This window comes from Arthrobacter sp. FW306-1B-G06A, assembly GCF_058781765.1.
On the sequence record NZ_JBYSXB010000031.1, the window covers coordinates 18,279 to 33,635 of the forward strand.

At 63.6% G+C, this 15,357-nt stretch carries 12 protein-coding genes; 4 read left to right on the forward strand and 8 right to left on the reverse strand.

What is annotated here, in order from left to right:
- Nucleotides 1-19: 19 nt before the first annotated feature.
- From AC3WJM_RS16065 to AC3WJM_RS16080, 4 genes are read right to left on the reverse strand one after another with little or no spacing between them, the layout of a single operon-like run.
- The gene (locus AC3WJM_RS16065) at nucleotides 20-1,519 is read right to left on the reverse strand and encodes an NAD-dependent succinate-semialdehyde dehydrogenase (RefSeq protein ID WP_492272352.1); all 1,500 of its coding nucleotides are present in this window, start codon (nucleotides 1,517-1,519) and stop codon (nucleotides 20-22) included.
- Nucleotides 1,516-2,790: an aminotransferase family protein gene (locus tag AC3WJM_RS16070; protein ID WP_492272353.1), complete on the reverse strand. Its 1,275-nt coding sequence runs from the start codon at nucleotides 2,788-2,790 to the stop codon at nucleotides 1,516-1,518. The genes AC3WJM_RS16065 and AC3WJM_RS16070 overlap by 4 nt, the downstream gene beginning before the upstream one ends.
- A gap of 31 nt (nucleotides 2,791-2,821) precedes the next feature.
- Nucleotides 2,822-3,562 carry an SDR family NAD(P)-dependent oxidoreductase gene (locus AC3WJM_RS16075; RefSeq protein WP_492272354.1) on the reverse strand — a complete coding sequence of 247 codons (741 nt, stop codon included), beginning with the start codon at nucleotides 3,560-3,562 and terminating at the stop codon, nucleotides 2,822-2,824.
- Complete coding sequence (locus tag AC3WJM_RS16080) at nucleotides 3,559-4,761, reverse strand: aminotransferase-like domain-containing protein (protein WP_492272355.1); 1,203 nt, start codon at nucleotides 4,759-4,761, stop codon at nucleotides 3,559-3,561. Before AC3WJM_RS16080 ends, AC3WJM_RS16075 begins: the two co-directional genes overlap by 4 nt.
- A gap of 295 nt (nucleotides 4,762-5,056) precedes the next feature.
- Between AC3WJM_RS16080 and AC3WJM_RS16085 the strand changes: the two genes are divergently transcribed.
- The 4 genes from AC3WJM_RS16085 (at nucleotide 5,057) to AC3WJM_RS16100 (ending at nucleotide 10,839) form a co-directional block, all read left to right on the forward strand.
- Nucleotides 5,057-5,938 carry a LysR family transcriptional regulator gene (locus AC3WJM_RS16085; RefSeq protein WP_492272356.1) on the forward strand — a complete coding sequence of 294 codons (882 nt, stop codon included), beginning with the start codon at nucleotides 5,057-5,059 and terminating at the stop codon, nucleotides 5,936-5,938.
- Between the two features lie 570 nt (nucleotides 5,939-6,508).
- Nucleotides 6,509-7,981 carry an amidohydrolase gene (locus AC3WJM_RS16090; protein WP_492272357.1) on the forward strand — a complete coding sequence of 491 codons (1,473 nt, stop codon included), beginning with the start codon at nucleotides 6,509-6,511 and terminating at the stop codon, nucleotides 7,979-7,981.
- 149 nt (nucleotides 7,982-8,130) lie between these two features.
- A complete protein-coding gene (locus AC3WJM_RS16095) occupies nucleotides 8,131-9,621 on the forward strand; it encodes a CapA family protein (protein ID WP_492272358.1) in 1,491 nt (496 codons plus the stop codon).
- Nucleotides 9,622-9,624: 3 nt separating this feature from the next.
- The gene (locus AC3WJM_RS16100; protein ID WP_492272359.1) at nucleotides 9,625-10,839 is read left to right on the forward strand and encodes a serine hydrolase domain-containing protein; all 1,215 of its coding nucleotides are present in this window, start codon (nucleotides 9,625-9,627) and stop codon (nucleotides 10,837-10,839) included.
- 553 nt (nucleotides 10,840-11,392) lie between these two features.
- On the opposite strand, the gene dgoD is transcribed toward AC3WJM_RS16100, so the two are convergent.
- The 4 genes from dgoD to AC3WJM_RS16120 form a co-directional block, all read right to left on the reverse strand.
- On the reverse strand, nucleotides 11,393-12,538 hold the full coding sequence (gene dgoD / locus AC3WJM_RS16105) for a galactonate dehydratase (protein WP_492272360.1): 1,146 nt from the start codon (nucleotides 12,536-12,538) through the stop codon (nucleotides 11,393-11,395).
- Nucleotides 12,539-12,817: 279 nt separating this feature from the next.
- Nucleotides 12,818-13,585: an SDR family NAD(P)-dependent oxidoreductase gene (locus tag AC3WJM_RS16110; RefSeq protein WP_492272361.1), complete on the reverse strand. Its 768-nt coding sequence runs from the start codon at nucleotides 13,583-13,585 to the stop codon at nucleotides 12,818-12,820.
- On the reverse strand, nucleotides 13,582-14,394 hold the full coding sequence (locus AC3WJM_RS16115; RefSeq protein WP_492272362.1) for an aldose epimerase family protein: 813 nt from the start codon (nucleotides 14,392-14,394) through the stop codon (nucleotides 13,582-13,584). The genes AC3WJM_RS16110 and AC3WJM_RS16115 overlap by 4 nt, the downstream gene beginning before the upstream one ends.
- A gap of 319 nt (nucleotides 14,395-14,713) precedes the next feature.
- On the reverse strand, nucleotides 14,714-15,357 hold a 644-nt coding region (locus AC3WJM_RS16120), incomplete at its 5' end, for a GH36 C-terminal domain-containing protein (RefSeq protein WP_492272363.1).

The following is a 15,357-nucleotide window of genomic DNA, read 5'->3' on the forward strand; positions in this document are numbered from 1 at the left end:
CAGTGCTATCGGGTGGTGGTTAGTGGGTGCCGCGGCGCGCGACGTTGTAGAAGCGCACTTCCTGGTACTCGTCGAGTCCTTCCGCACTGCCCTCACGTCCCAGGCCGGATTGCTTGACGCCGCCGAAGGGTGCTGCGGCGTTGGAGGGGACGCCCTGGTTGATCCCGACTATGCCGGTTTCGAGGGCGTCGGCGACGTTGAGCGCCCTGTCGAGGTTCTCGGTGAATACATAGCCGGCGAGCCCGAATTCGGTCGCGTTTGCACGGCGAATTACGTCGGCTTCTGTGCTGAAGCGCTGGATCGCGGCGACGGGACCGAAAATCTCGGTTCTGGCGATGTCGGCTGTCGCATGGATATGGTCAAGCACAGTGGGCTGGAAGAAATGGCCGGGACCGGCGATGGCGTGGCCGCCTGTGTGCACGCTTGCCCCGCGGGCGACCGCGTCGTCGACGAGCTGTCGCATGCTTTCTACCGCGCGGTGGTCGATGAGCGGGCCAAGATCCACCTCGTCGGCGAGTCCGTCGCCGACACGGGCCGCGGCCATCTTCTCGACCAGGCCTTCGACGAACGCGTCGGCGATGCCTTCCTGGACGTAGATGCGGTTGGCGGCGATGCACGACTGGCCGCCGTTACGCATTTTGGCGGCGTAAGCGCCATTGACTGCCCGTTCGAGATCAGCGTCGTCGAACACGATCAGGGGTGCGTTGCCGCCGAGCTCCATCGAGGTCCGCAGGACGTTCTGTGCAGCAAGGCGTAGAAGTGTCTTGCCCACATCGGTGGAACCGGTGAACGAGACCTTGCGCACCCGGTCGTCCGCGAGGACAGCTTCGCTGAAAGCCGAAGGATTGGTGGTGGCGACAATCTGAATGAGGTCAACCGGTACACCGGCCTGCCTCGCCAGATTGACCGCATAGTAGGTGGTCAAGGGCGTGAGGGTGGCTGGCTTGATCACCACGGGGCAACCGGCAGCCAAGGCGGGGGCTATCTTGCGGGTGGCCATTGCCAGTGGGAAGTTCCACGGGGTGATCAGCACGGACAGTCCGACGGGGGCACGTCGGGTGAGCAGGGTTCCGCCGCCGGCTGGCACGTCGCGGACGTTGCCGGCGCCGCGGACTGCTTCCTCGGCGTACCATCGGACGAAATCGCTCCCGTAGCTGACCTCAGCGCGGGCTTCAGCCAGGGGTTTGCCCATCTCGCGTGTGATGAGCAGGGCGATGTCCTCGGCGTTCTCGATGATCAGGTCGTACCAGCGGCGCAGGATGTCAGCACGCTGGCGCGGGGTGCGCGCGGCCCACTCTTGTCCTGCGGCGTGGGCTGCTGATACCGCTTCCAGTGCCTCGGCCGGGTGGGCGTCGGGCACCTGGGCGATGACGTCGTCGGTGGCCGGGTTTGTAACACCGAATACGTTGCTGCTGCCGGGCAGATCCAGGCGGGCAAGGACCGCATCGGCGGCGGCCGCCCGGTCCGGGTTCGCCCTGGCCAGCGGCGTGCCTGTCTTGGTGGTCGGGTTCGTGGTCACTTGGCTTCCTCCTCGGACAGGACATGGTCGATGGCGTCGACAAAGCCCTTGAGCTCGTCGTCTGTGGTGATGAACGGGGGGCTGATCTGCAGCGTGTTGCCGCGCAGGGGACGGGAAATGTACCCCAGCTCCAGCAGGGCGTCCGTGGCCTTCTCGGCGGCGATGCTGTCGTCGAGCGTGACACCGCCGAGGAAACCTGCGACCCGGACCTGGCTGACACTGGCCCGGCGTGCGGCGAGTTGTTTGAGTTCGCTGCTCAACTGCTGCTCCAGTTCTGAGGACCGAGCCAAGAGGTTGTCTTTTTCCAGGACGTCCAGGTTGGCCATGGCAACGGCGCAGGCCGTTGCGTGGCCGGCGTAGGTGGCGCCGTGACGGAAGATCGGAGTGGCCGGGTCGTCGATGTAGAACGGCTGCCAGATCTTCGGTGCGACCAGCACTCCACCAAGGGGTGCGTAGCCGGAGGTGACGCCCTTGGCGAAGGTGACAAGGTCGGGTGTCAAGCCGAAACGTTCGGCGGCGAACATTGTGCCGGTGCGACCGAAACCTGTGATGACTTCGTCGAGGATGAACAAGATGTCGTGCTCGCGGCACAGCTGCTGGACGGTTTCGAGGTATCCGGGGACGGGCGGGTTGACGCCTCCGGTGCCCTGGATGGGTTCAGTGACGAAGGCGGCGATGTTTTCCGCCCCCAGCTCGGCGATGGTTCTGGCGAGGGCGTCGGTGTCGTGGACGGGGACGCGTGCGGTTTCCGGGACGAGTGATTCGGTGCCGTAGCCCTCGCGGTTGAAGTCCAGTCCGGCGATGCTGGTGCCGTAGGCGTGCAGGCCGTGGTAGGCGTGTTCACGGCTGAGGATGATGGTCTTTGTGGTGCGGCCTTCGCGCTGCCAGTGTCGGCGGGCGAGCTTGCAGGCGACGTCGATGGCGTCGGAGCCGCCTGAGTTGAGAATGACCTTCGGATCGTCGATGGGGGACAGCGCGGCGAGGCGTTCGGCCAGCCCGATCGCCTGGTCGTTGGCGAACCTGGCGAAGATGTGGTGGGTCTCCAGCTTGAGCATTTGGGCGTGGGCTGCTTCGGCGATCGCGGGGTGGGAGTGGCCGATGTTTGCGTGCCAGAGGCCGGCGGTGCCGTCGAAGAGGCGGCGGCCGTCGGTGGTTTGCAGGTAGCAGCCTTCGCCTCGTTCGATGACGATCTGGCGTCCGAGGACGGAGGGGATGTGCGCCTGGGCAGACCACAGGGCGGGCCCTTGGAGGATGCGGGGGTTGGTGGACATGGTTGTTTCTTTCCTCTCGGGTGTGTGGGCGTCAGCGGGCGGTGTAGCCGCCGTCGACCGGGATGCAGGCGCCGGTAATGTAGGCCGCTTGCTCCGAGGCAAGGAAGCTGACGGTGGCGGCGACGTCGGCAGGGGCGGCGAGGCGGCCGAGGGGGATAGCGACAACAACGTCACGGTCTGTCTGCTCAGGGTCGGCCTGGGCGTTGACCCAGTCGTCGTAGAGCGGGGTGCGGGCCATGCCCGGAGCGACGGCGTTGACGCGGATGTTGCGGTGGGCGAGCTCCACTGCCGCGGCAGTGGTGAGTGCATTGATTGCGCCCTTGGTGGCGCTGTAGATGCTCATAGTGGGCACTCCGACAGTGGCCAGGCGCGAGCTGATGTTGATGATGGCTCCGCCCCGGTCCATCCGTTTGGCGCCTTCCTGCAGCACCGCGATAGCGGCAATGGTGTTGACCTCGAATAGTTTGCGGATCTCGTCCAAGGGCACATCGAGCAAGTCGCCGGTGTGGTCCTGGGCGGCGTTGTTGACGACCACGTCGAGCCGCCCGTAGGTCCGGACAGCCGCATCGGCCAGGGCTGCGGGGGCTCCGTCGGCCGTTAGGTCCAGGGCGATGAAGGTGGCGTTGTCGCCCAACTCCTCTTGAACCTTCAGGCCCCGTTGGTGGTCCCGGCCCGTGATCACCACATTGAAACCGTCGGCGTGCAAGCGACGCGCGATGTCGTGACCGATCCCCGAAGTGGAGCCGGTGACAATGGCGGTGCGGCGCGTCACGGGTTGGCTCCGATCATGTCGACGGCGCGCTTGAGCCGGGCCACGCCCTCATCGATGCGCTCGGGCGTGGATGTGGCGAAGCATAGGCGCAGCGCGTTCCGGAAGTTGCCGGCGGCGGAGAAAGCGGGGCCAGGTATGTAGGCGACGCCCTCGGCAAGCGCGGTATCGAACAAGGCTGTGGTGTCGACTTGTTCGTCGGCGAAGGTGAGCCACAGGAAGAACCCGCCCTCGGGATCGGTGGCGCGGGCGGCGTCGCCGAAATGGCGCACCAACGCAGCCTGCATGGCCTCCTTACGCTGGCCGTAGAGGCCGCGCACACGGTCGAGGTGAGGCTGTAAGTGATCGCCGGCCAGGAAATCCGTGACGGTCTGCTGGGTGGGCACGCTTGTGCAGGTGTCCATGGCTTGCTTCGCGTTGATCAGCAGCGGTTGCAGGCTCGGGTCGGCGTCGACCCAGCCGATCCGCAATCCGGGTGCGAGGATCTTTGAGAAGGTCCGCACGGAGAACACCCTGGGGTTTCCAGGGTCGATTTGGCTGAATTCAGGGATTGGACTGCCGCCGAACCGCAGCAGACCGTAGGGGTCGTCGTCGATGATGACTGCACCCCATTGGCCTGCGAGTTCGAGGAGCTGCTCGCGGCGCCGCTCTGATTGGGTGACACCGGAGGGGTTCTGAAAATTCGGGATCGTGTAGATCGCCTTGGGCGTCCGGCCGGCCTGCGCGACGAGATCCGGCAGCGCTTCCACGATCAGACCGTGCTCGTCCAGCGGCGCCTCCAGCAGATCGGCGCCATAAGACCGGGCGGTAGCGTTGCCGTTGGTGTAAGTGGGACCTTCGACGATCACGAGATCACCGGGATCAACGAAAAGTTTGCACGCCAGATCCAGGCCCTGCATGCCGCCGGTGGTGACAAGGATCCGGTCGCTGCTGCTGATGATTCCCTGGCCAGCTTGGAGTTTGAGGATCTGCTCGACCAGCGCCGGCTCGCCTTCCGTGGCTCCATAGCTGTACTTGCCCGGAACCCGCCGGGCGGCATAGTGGTCGAGGAGATCGACAGGCATGAGCTCGTCGCTCGGGGCGCCCATAGCAAAGCGGACAATGTCGTGGGTCTGGCGGGCGAGTAGGGACGTCGAGGAGTCGATAATCGATCCCGCGAGATCGGATGCCCGCTCGGCCAGAGATAGTGGACTGTCGGTCATTTTTGTCCTCCGTTTGATTAAGTCCTTCTAATCCACGCTATGGCCGCAAACCTTTCAGGAAAAGCGACGATTAGTGACAGAGAAGTGTTACCGATTCTGACCATTCGAAGGTGGACCTTCATAAGCGGACCGGACTTCGGTGTGGAGGTGGTCCGGGGACCGTATGGGCATGCGGCCGTGTTTGCCCTGAGAACCCTTGGAAGCCTGCACGGAGTCCCGTGCTCAGACCGCTGTCAATGCCGTGAGTACCGGTTGTCGGCGGTGCAGCGCTGGCAATGCAGGATAGTCTGGCCGCATGCTGGATGTTCACCGACTGGTACTGCTTCGTGAAGTGAAACTACGCGGCACCATCACCGCTGCCGCGCGGGCACTTTCATACACCCATTCCGCGGTCTCCCAACAGCTCGGCCTGCTCGAGAAGGAAGCCGGGGTCCCCCTTTTGGAAAAGGTCGGGCGTGGCATACGTCTGACTCCGGCGGCTGAAGATCTCGCCCGTCACGCCGAGGACATTCTTGCCATTCTCGAGCAAGCCGAAGCAGATCTGGCTGCCAGCGACACCCAGGTACGAGGAACGTTGCGGCTCGCTGCTTTCACGACAATCAGCCGGACCACGGTGCCACAGGTCATCGAAACGCTTGAGCGGCAACACCCGGCGCTGGATACCCGATTCCGGCTGGTCGAGCCGGAAGAAGGACTGTTGCTGCTCTCCTCGCGCCGCATCGATGTGCTCGTTGCGGACAGCTATGACGCGTACGAGTCGGTGCGCCCGGATTTTCACGCGGATCTGCTCTTGCACGACCCGGTCCGCGCCTACCTGCCGGCTCACAACAGTCATGACAGCATCGAAGCGCTGCGGCGTGTGCGCTGGGTGCTCGAACCCAGCGGCACTGAAGCGCATGCCTGGGTGCTCGGGCTATGCCGGCAATACGGTTTCGAACCCGAAGTCGCCTACGAGTCTCCGGACCTGCTGTTCCACCTGCGGATGGTTGAGGCGGGACTCGCCGCCGCCTTTCTTCCGGACCTTCTCGTTCGCGACGCACGCACGCAACTCGCGCCATCGTCATTGCTGGGCACTCACCAGCAACGGAGCATCTCGATGGTCTGTCGTGCCGGAGCAGAACGGCGCCCCTCCGTGGCGGCCTGCCGCGACGCCTTCATTCACCATCTCACGCAATGACGGGTCGGCCTCCAGGGAAGTCGGAGTTGAACCAAGGCCTGGGTCCAACCAGTCGCAGCTTGAATGCGGCCAACTAACTCCACCGGCGGGGCTGGCTTCAGGCGTCCTGACCAGTCAACAGGCCAAACGTCAGCGTAGCTAACAGTTGATCGTCACTAATTGTCGCTCCACCTGAAGCATTTCCGCTCCTAGGATGAAGGGACAACCCCCGGCACCAGCAACTTGCGTACGGAGCGACGACGATGTCCTTGATCAACCATTCCAGCCCACAATCAGCGGCCGAACCCTGGGCGTTTTAGTGCCGACCGGATCGGGAGCGACTGCGCCGTCCGGAATCCTCCAGGACGCTCGCCGGCCGGCCTGATCGGAACCCAGAATTAAACCGTGCGGGGATTGGGGCCGGCACCGGCGCGAAGTCCCTCAAGACAGGCGAGCACACGACCACAGCGCAGATGCGTTGTAACCGGAACCTGCGCTGCTCCCGCCAGTTCTAACTCGACAGGCCATGCTGCACAGGCATCTCCACGCACCTGAAGCGAAGAGATGAGCATTGAGACTAAGGAACACAATATGCCCCTAATCAACGAAACACAGAAGACCCTAACCACCGAGATCGAGGTGCTGGTCGAGTCCCAGGCAACTGTATTTACCGATCTCGCAGATGCGATCTGGGATTGCCCTCAGCTGTCATGGGCCGAATCCGACGCCGTGCAGCGCCATGTCGCCTTGGCTGAGAAGTACGGCTTCCGTGTCACTGCCAACCTCGCCAACATCCCGACGGCGTTCTGCGCAGAAACCGGCGAGGGCGGCCCGGTGATTGCGTTTCTGGGTGAATACGACTCCCTCGCCGGACTCAGCCAGGAGTCCGGCGCGGCCGTACAAATCCAGGACCCCGCCAACACCAGCGGAAACGGCCAGGGCTGCGGGCACCATCTACTCGGCGCGGGTTCGCTGCTGGCAGCAGTCACCACCGCGGCCTACCTGAAGGAACGAAAGATTCCCGGGCGCGTCCGCTACTACGGGTGCCCCGCAGAGGAGTCTGGATCCGCGAAGACCTTCTTGGTGCGGGAGGGAGCCTTCGATGACGTGGACGCCGCGGTGACCTGGCATCCTGGAACTTCGTTGACCGCCCGCCAATGGCTGGCTTTGGCGACCATGGATGTTTACTTCACATTCCACGGGCTCGCGGCCCATGCCGCCGGCTCGCCGGAAGCTGGACGAAGTGCCCTCGACGCCGTCGAGTTGATGAATGTCGGGGTGAACTTCCTGCGCGAACATATGTCTTCTTCGTGCCGTGTCCACTACGCCATCACTGATTCCGGAGGAGTATCCCCGAACGTCGTGCAAGCCCGGGCCACCGCGTACTACACCGTCCGAGCAGAGACAGTCGCCCAGACTCGTGAGCTCTACGAACGGGTCGTCAACATCGCCCGGGGGGCCGCGCTGATGACGGACACCACGCTCGAAATCGAATTCGACGGCGGATCCGCGCACATATTGCCCAATGAGGTCCTCGAACAAGCCCTTTACCGGCACACCGAACGGTTCGGTGGCGTACCTTTCGACCACCACGACCAAGAGACCGCCGGCAAGTACACCGAGGCCCTGCCCTCCGCCACGCTGTTAGCGGCGAAACGTGAGCTCGGCATTCCCGTCCAGGATCCGCGGTCCCTGCACGACGGGCTGGTGCCGCTCGACACGTCCAGTCCACGCAAGCAGCCCACCGGCTCAAGCGACGTCGGAGACGTCAGCTGGACGACGCCGACCGTGCAGCTCACTGCTCCCTGCGTATCTCTCGGAGCACCAGGGCACTCCTGGCTGTGGGTGGCACAAGGCAAACTCCCGGCCGCACACAAAGGCATGTTGCATGCCGCAAAAATCATGGCCGCGACCGCGAGTAACCTCTTCATCGACCCTGCGCTGCTCGGCCGCGCCCGGGCCGAATTCCGCGCGATCACCGACGACACCCCCTATGACTGTCCCGTCCCCGGCGACGTGCTGCCCCCGCCGGCACGTCGACGTCGGACTGGCGAGAGATCATGACCGCGCCATTCTCCTTGAAATGGATTCCTCATCGAGCTAGGACGGAGAAAAGGGTTCCACTAGTAGATTTCAGCCTCCTCGGCACTGCAGAGCAGCAAGCAAGGACTTGAAAGCGGCAATGCTCACACCTGATACAAGGAGTCAGCCTCATGGGACATCCATCCGAGAATAATCAAAGTTCACACAAACCGGATCGCGTCTACGACACGGAGGGTTCGGTTGCCACGAATGTCGCAGACGGATTCACCATGGTGGCCGTTGGCGATCTGATAGTGACACGGTCACTGACAAAGGGGCGGGATACCGGTTTCGGGGCCATCACAGAAATCCTCCGCGATGCCGATGCCACGTTCGGCAACTTGGAGACCAACATCTTTGACATCCGATCGTTCACCGGAAGCCCCCAGGCCGAATACGGCGGCGCTTACCACGTCAGCCTTCCCGAACTCGGGCCCGATCTGCGGGCGATGGGCTTCAACCTCGTGGGCCGCGCGAACAACCATTCGCTGGACTGGGGAGTTGAAGGCATGCGTGAAACAAGCCATGCGCTGGACGATAACGGGATCATCCACGCAGGTGTAGGCGAAAATCTTGCACAGGCCGGCGCCGCCCGCTTCCTGGAGACCACCCGAGGGCGCGTGGCCATGGTGTCGTATGCCTCGACGTTTACGGAGCAGTCTCGGGCAGCCGACCCGGCAGGCGAAGCACCCGGCAGGCCAGGACTCAACAGCCTTCGACTCGCACACAGCATCGTCGTCCCGCAGGAGATCCTCGAAAGCCTGCGGCGGATCCAGGAGGCATTGCCCGGCCCAAGGATCCGGTCCGAGGATTCGAACAGAGTCAGGATCGCCGGGGCGACGTATGAAGCAGGCGACAAGGCTGCTTTCAGATACGAAGCCGACCCCCGAGATGCCGCCGGTATCCTGCGAAACGTTCGCCGCGGGAAGCAGTTCGCCGATTTCTGCATCGCCACCAATCACGGTCACGAGCCCGGAAACTGGAGCCAGGAACCGCCGGAGTATGAGCAGGCTTTTGCCCGTCGGCTCATCGATGCCGGAGCCGACGCCTATATCGCCCACGGGCCCCACCAGTTACGGGGCATCGAGATCTACAAGGGCCGACCGATCTTCTACAGCCTGGGCAACTTCATCATGGACGACCTGCGCACCCCCGTGGGTGCTGACATGTTCGCCGAGTACGGCAAGGACCCCCGGAGCGACACCGATGCCGAAGTGACAGTTGCAGAGATGACCGGAGGCTACGGCGTGCCCGAGTTGGCTTTCTCAGACCCGATCTACTACGAGAGCATCGTCGCCGCCAGCCGATTCGAACACAACGAGCTGGCCGAACTGCGGCTTTATCCGATCGAACTCGGGCACACGGAGCGATTCGCGAACCGTGGAATACCGCGGAACGCGCCCGCAGCCCAAGCTCGAAGGATTCTCGAGCGCCTGCAGAAACTCTCGGCACCTTACGGGACGCAGATTTCAATCGAGAACAACGTCGGCGTCATCAGGCCGGTATCACCTACCGATGCCACCGCGTCAACAAACAATTTTCCGGATCCCGAAACAGCAAGCGCGTCACGACCGCAAGCCTCTGTCCCCGGGGTTCGGGGGATGGCCACGCCGACCACGTAACTTATGGGCGACAGAAACAGCAAACAAGATCTGACACTACTTGGATCGAAATACAACTTCGGGCGGCAACGCAGCTGCCCCGACTTTCAGGAGGATGGATTGACACCAACGATCAAACGGAACTTTTTCCACTTGGGCACGCTGTTTACAGGAGCGAAGCAGTACGAAAACTTCTCCCGCGCCAAAGATTTGTTCCCCACCACGACACTGACAGCTTCTTCGACTCCGTATGACTGGCCGGAGGGCGAGCCGATCGAACTGCCCGAAACCTTCGAGCACTACGGGCAGACCAAATCGATGGAGGAGCATTTTCAGGCCACCGATAGCGGGGCCCTCCTGGTGCTCCATGATGGGAAGGTGCGCTACGAGCGCTACGCCCTTACTGGTGGCAGGAATGTTCAGTGGGCTTCGTGGTCGGTCGCCAAGAGTTTTACCTCGACCCTCATCGGGATCGCCCTCGAGGAAGGACTGATCAAGAGCATCGACGAGCCGGTCAGCAACTACGTCCAAGTGCAGCCAGGCTCGGCCTACGACGGTGTGCCGATCCGCACGGTCCTGAGAATGCGCTCCGGAGCCCGATGGGTCGAAGAAGAATGGGAACCGGACAATGATTTCGCCAAACTCGCCGACGCTGCCGACAGTGAGCAGTTCATCGCCAGCCTGGGCCGCGCAGCGGAACCGGATACCGTTTTCCTATACAACACCGCCGATACCCAGGCGCTGGGCTCTGTGCTGAAGCACGCTACCGGCCGGACCGTCACCGACTACATGCAGGAGAAGCTGTTCGAACCTCTGGGCATGACAGATGAAGGCTACTGGCTAATCGACGGCACCGGCGCGGAAGCGGCAGGGTACGGCCTGAACATGACTGCACGCGACTACGCCAGGCTGGGCGAGCTTTACCGCAACGACGGTATGTGGCAGGGCAAGAGCATCGTCACCAAGGAGTGGGTCACCGACGCGACTTCATCGCCCGAGGTCTACTATCCGGGCAGCGTTGTCTCCGGTTACGGATACCAGTGGTGGACACTCGGAGGTGACCGCGGTGACTACACTGCTGCTGGCATCTACAATCAGCGCGTCTACGTCGACCCGGCCAGGAAAGTCACGATTGTCAAACTCTCCGCCAATCCGCGCTTCGGCTTGTCCGGTGACGACGCCGACAACCGCAGCCTGGAAGTGGCTTCCTACCTACGGGCCATCGCCGACGTATTCTAAGAAGTGACCAGACCGAGGGCGTCCTTGCAGGACTTTGAACCAAAGCAGGAGCCGTGAACGGTCACGGGCCCGGCGAAACATAGGCCACCTTGACCGGCCGGGAACGGGGATGCTAAATCCGCTTTCTCTCCGGTGAGGATCTCCGGGTGAACGACCCCTGAGTGGCCGCCAATTGCCGATGGGCACATAGTTCTTCGTGGTCCCAAGGCCCGCCGTGCCAGGGTGCGGGGCCCACATCCATCGGGATTCTGCCCTGCTTTCCATGTCGACATGCACCAAGCTCTTCCTCCAAAGCGGCATAGGCCACCTAATGACATCCCGGTGTGGCTATATAAGTGAGTTCGGAGGGCATTTGTCACTGAGTTCCCGCAGCGAGCTAAGGCCACCGCTCCGAGCAATCTCGTACGCGACGTCAAGACGCCGCGCCCGCGCCTCCGCCCTTCAAATATGCGGCCGACTTGTAGCACGTCGTGGTGGCCAGGCAGTACAGAAATCGGCAAGGGTTTCCTTCGTCGAGCTGGAATTGAGCGGCCACGGTCAGGGTCGACAAGGGTCACCATTCAGCGAGAGAACCGTCAGGGTGGCGCCAAACCGGTGCCCGCCATCGGTGTCCGCGTTTGTCTGCTTTGCGGACGGCGTCCTCGTCGATCGTCACGCCGAGCCCGGGCGCGTTCCATTGGCGTATCGCGCCGTTGACGAACGTGAAGGGTGTTGGGTCGATCATGTAGTCGAACGGTTCGACGCCCATGTTGTAGTGCATGCCGATGCTCTGTTCCTGGATCAGGAAGTTCGGTGTAGCGAACGCTACTTGCAGGCTGGCTGCTAGGGAGATCGGGCCTAACGGGCAGTGTGGTGCCATCAGGGTGTCGAAGGTCTCGGCGAGGGCGGAGATGCGGCGAACCTCTGAGATCCCGCCGGCGTGTGATACGTCGGGCTGAGCAACCGCGATCCCGGCTTGGAGGGCCGGAAGGAAGTCCGTTCGGGAGTACAGTCGCTCTCCGCACGCGATGGGGACTGGGGTTGCCTGGACAAGTTCCCGGAGGAGGTGGGTGTATTCGGGGAGCACGGGTTCTTCCACGAACAGCGGCTGCAGCGGGGCGAGCTCGGGGATGACTTTGCGGGCTGCAGCGAGGCTGAATCGGCCGTGGAAGTCCACGGCGATATCTCGGTTGTCGCCCAGTACCTCCCGGACGGCAGCGACCCGGGAGACAACCTCTTTGACGTCCGCTGGCGTGGGCATCCGGTTCATACGGCCAGATGCGTTCATCTTTACAGCGGTGAGACCAGCTTCGATTTGTTCTTCTGCAGCTTCGGCAACCTCGGTGGGTTCGTCCCCTCCGATCCACCCGTATACGCGAACTTCGTCCCGGACTGCGCCGCCGAGTAGCTGGTGGACGGGGACACCGAGGGACTTGGCGAGGATGTCCCAGAGTGCTTGGTCAATGCCCGCGACCGCGCTGGCGAAGACGGGCCCCCCACGGTAGAAGCTGGTCTTGGTCATGACCTGCCAGAGGTCTTCGATGCGCGTCGGGTCTGATCCAATAAGCAGTTCGGACAACTCTTCGACGGCGGCGCGGACGGTCTCTGCGCGACCTTCGACGACAGGTTCGCCCCAGCCGACGATGCCCTCGGCGGTCCCGATCCGGCAGAACAGCCATCGTGGAGCGACAAGGAATGTCTCGACGGACGTGATTTTCATGGTGTGTTTCCTCTATTCGAGTCGGTCGGGAAGGATTCACCGAGAGTGCCTGGTCCGAAGGCGCGAGTGCAGCGAACCCTCGGCGACCACGGCCCCACATCGCCGGCGTCACCCGGTGCCAACGCTCCCTCGCTTGTCGCGCCGGTGTCCGGCAACCAGCGGTGCAAGGTGCCGGGGAGGATGTCGGCCCACAGCAGTTCGGCATTGTCGGGATACCCTACCGGTCCCGCGCCGAGCCCGAACGAGCCCGGGTGAGCCAGTTCCGCTCTAGTCATGGCTTCATCCCGCGAATCGCGATGAGAGACCGCAATCTACGGCGAGCGTTGTGCCGGTGATTGCCGCCGCGTCATCGCTGGCGAGGAAGCACACGGCGGTCGCGACCTCGGAGGGCTCGACCATCCGGCCCAATGCATGTATCTCAGCGGTGCGCCTGCGAGTGTCGTCCGGGTCCGGTTGCATGGCGAGCCAGTCCTCTACTAGCCGGGTGCGGGTGTAGCCGGGCGCAACCGCGTTCGCACGTATCCCGGAGGGTCCGAGGTCCTGGGCGAGACTGCGCGTCAGCCCTTCCAGGCCCGCCTTGGCTGCGGCATAGGGAAAGCTGCCCTGCAGGGTCATGCGGGCGTGGATGGAGCTGATGTTGACGATCGCCCCCTTGCCTTTGGCGATCATCCCGGGCAGCGCGTGCTTAGTACATAGCCACGCTCCCTTCAGATCGACCGCGAATACGCTGTCCCACTCCTGCTCGGTCATCCGCGCGGCATCGAAGTACGCGTTGATGCCGGCGTTGTTAACAAGGATGTCGACTTCGCCGAAATCCTCTCGTACGCGTTCCATTGCGGTCCGCACCTGTTCCTCCACGGTGATGTCGCAGCGCATGTACGTAGGCGCGCCCTGATGACTATTCGCCTGGGGCTCGTTGCGGACGAGCCCCACAACTCGCGCGCCGTTAGTGGCGAGCAGCTCGGCCACGGCGGCGCCGATGCCGCGCGCGGCGCCGGTGACGACGGCGATCCTGCCTTCGAGGGCGTAGTGGTTTGATGCTGTCATCGGAAGTCCTCTCGTGAGCCGGTATCGAAGACGACTCGCCAGTGATGTGTGACGGTGGGCCGGAGAATGGTTGCTGTCCCGGCGGCGATCGCACCTGCGAGGCTGTCGGTGTTCACCGTTGAAGGCTCGATCGCTATGTGGCGGTCCCCGTCGGGTGTTCTTGGCCATGCTCCGTAGTTGAGCCATATGCCGTAGTAGGGCACCTCGGCAGGGTCTACGAGGTATCGCAGTGCAGCCGTGCCCTGCCGTAGCACGGCAGGCTGCTCCGCCCGGGCGTAAAGCTTCAACGCGATTGGTGATTCCGGGTCGGTGCCGAGGCGCCATTCGTCGACTACTTCGTGGCCCCAGGCGAGTGTCTCGCCGACCTGGATGCCGGGGTGGCTGGAATACTCCACCGTAACCGCCGTCCCTTGGGGCAACGCGTCGCGCACGCTAACGGTCAGCGGCATCAAGGCGTGCAGTGCCCATCCGCACGGCAGCACCTGTTCCGCGGTGACGCTGTACTCGAGCTGGATGCGAGGGCCATCCAGACGGATCGAGCGCGTAAACGTATAGGCGTCGGTGCGCGCAGCCATGTCCAGACGGTCCCGGCGTTTTTCGACCACATCCCACTTCAATGGCCAGAGCTCGCCGTGATCGCCCAAGTGGGTACCTCCTGCCGCGTCGGGCAGGTCCTCCTCGGCGATGTTCGGAAAGCATTCGTCCCACCCGGACCGGCCCGAGTCCAGCCACGATCCCATGCCACGGCTCGTCGTGGGCTTGCCGGGAAGCAGCCACTCCACACCGCGGCGCAGATCGCGCAGGCTCACGACTCGCCCACCCAGTTGCGGGGCGACCGTCAGCGCGACCGCGTCGTTCCGAATGCAGACAGCATCCCCGAGGCGGCTCGATGGTCGCGTCGTCGGCACTGGAGAAGTTGATGGGGTTGGCGGTGTCACGGCAGACCCACCCCCCGCGACGATGCCCGCCTACGGTGCTGGACGATCACTGACGCGACCAGCAGCTCCCCTGGGCGTTGGTTCACAGGGCCGTGGGCCTTCTTGAGTCTGCAAACAGGGCGATGATGCCCGCCCGTGATTCGGCAGGTTGGGGCGCTGCGGCGAAGAACGGGGCCTGCGCGGTGGGTGGTCATACGGCCTCGATCAGCAGCAGTTCGGAGGTCAACGCCGAGCCGACAGGTACGTGGATGCCGTTGGAGATCAGGTTTCCCCCCGTGATCTCGTACTCCCAGCCGGCGGTGTCGTAGCGGACCCGGTACGTCCGGTCAGGACGCAGGCCGCGGGGCCGGAAGAGGTACCCGTCACCTTCGGCTCCCAGCAGCCGGAAGATTCCGGCGTAGGCGCGGTCGCCGGACGGGTCAGCCATCTCCCAGACGATCCATTCGCCCGGTTCGGTCTGCCGCTGGATGGGTGTGTGGTGGAACATGCGCGAGGTGGGCAGGATCGGCCGGCAGAATGTCTTGTACAGCTCGATGCCGTGACGCCAGCGCTCCCAGGCCGCCGGGTTGCGCTCCTCCACTGTCGGGAAGATCCCGCCGAAGTCGAAGTGGCCGAACATGCCTATCCGGATCATGAAGTCCATGTCGGCCACGCCCAGCGAGCAGCCGACCAACGTCTCGCACATCTCCGGCGGCAGCATCATCGTGACACCGTTCATGATCCGCGCGGTTGGCCCGGGTGAGAATCGGTCAGTCACCTGTGTCCAGTGGAATCGCGACATCATGCCCAGATCCAGTCTGCGGCCGCCGGATGCGCAGTTCTCCAACAGCAGGT

Excerpts from the sequence above, each read along its gene's own strand:
- AC3WJM_RS16070 (WP_492272353.1), bottom strand. The coding sequence starts at position 2,790 with ATGTCCACCAACCCCCGCATCCTCCAAGGGCCCGCCCTGTGGTCTGCC.
- AC3WJM_RS16100 (WP_492272359.1), top strand. The coding sequence starts at position 9,625 with ATGGGCGACAGAAACAGCAAACAAGATCTGACACTACTTGGATCGAAA.
- AC3WJM_RS16090 (WP_492272357.1), top strand. The coding sequence starts at position 6,509 with ATGCCCCTAATCAACGAAACACAGAAGACCCTAACCACCGAGATCGAG.
- AC3WJM_RS16110 (WP_492272361.1), bottom strand. The coding sequence starts at position 13,585 with ATGACAGCATCAAACCACTACGCCCTCGAAGGCAGGATCGCCGTCGTC.
- dgoD (WP_492272360.1), bottom strand. The coding sequence starts at position 12,538 with ATGAAAATCACGTCCGTCGAGACATTCCTTGTCGCTCCACGATGGCTG.
- AC3WJM_RS16085 (WP_492272356.1), top strand. The coding sequence starts at position 5,057 with ATGCTGGATGTTCACCGACTGGTACTGCTTCGTGAAGTGAAACTACGC.
- AC3WJM_RS16095 (WP_492272358.1), top strand. The coding sequence starts at position 8,131 with ATGGGACATCCATCCGAGAATAATCAAAGTTCACACAAACCGGATCGC.
- AC3WJM_RS16080 (WP_492272355.1), bottom strand. The coding sequence starts at position 4,761 with ATGACCGACAGTCCACTATCTCTGGCCGAGCGGGCATCCGATCTCGCG.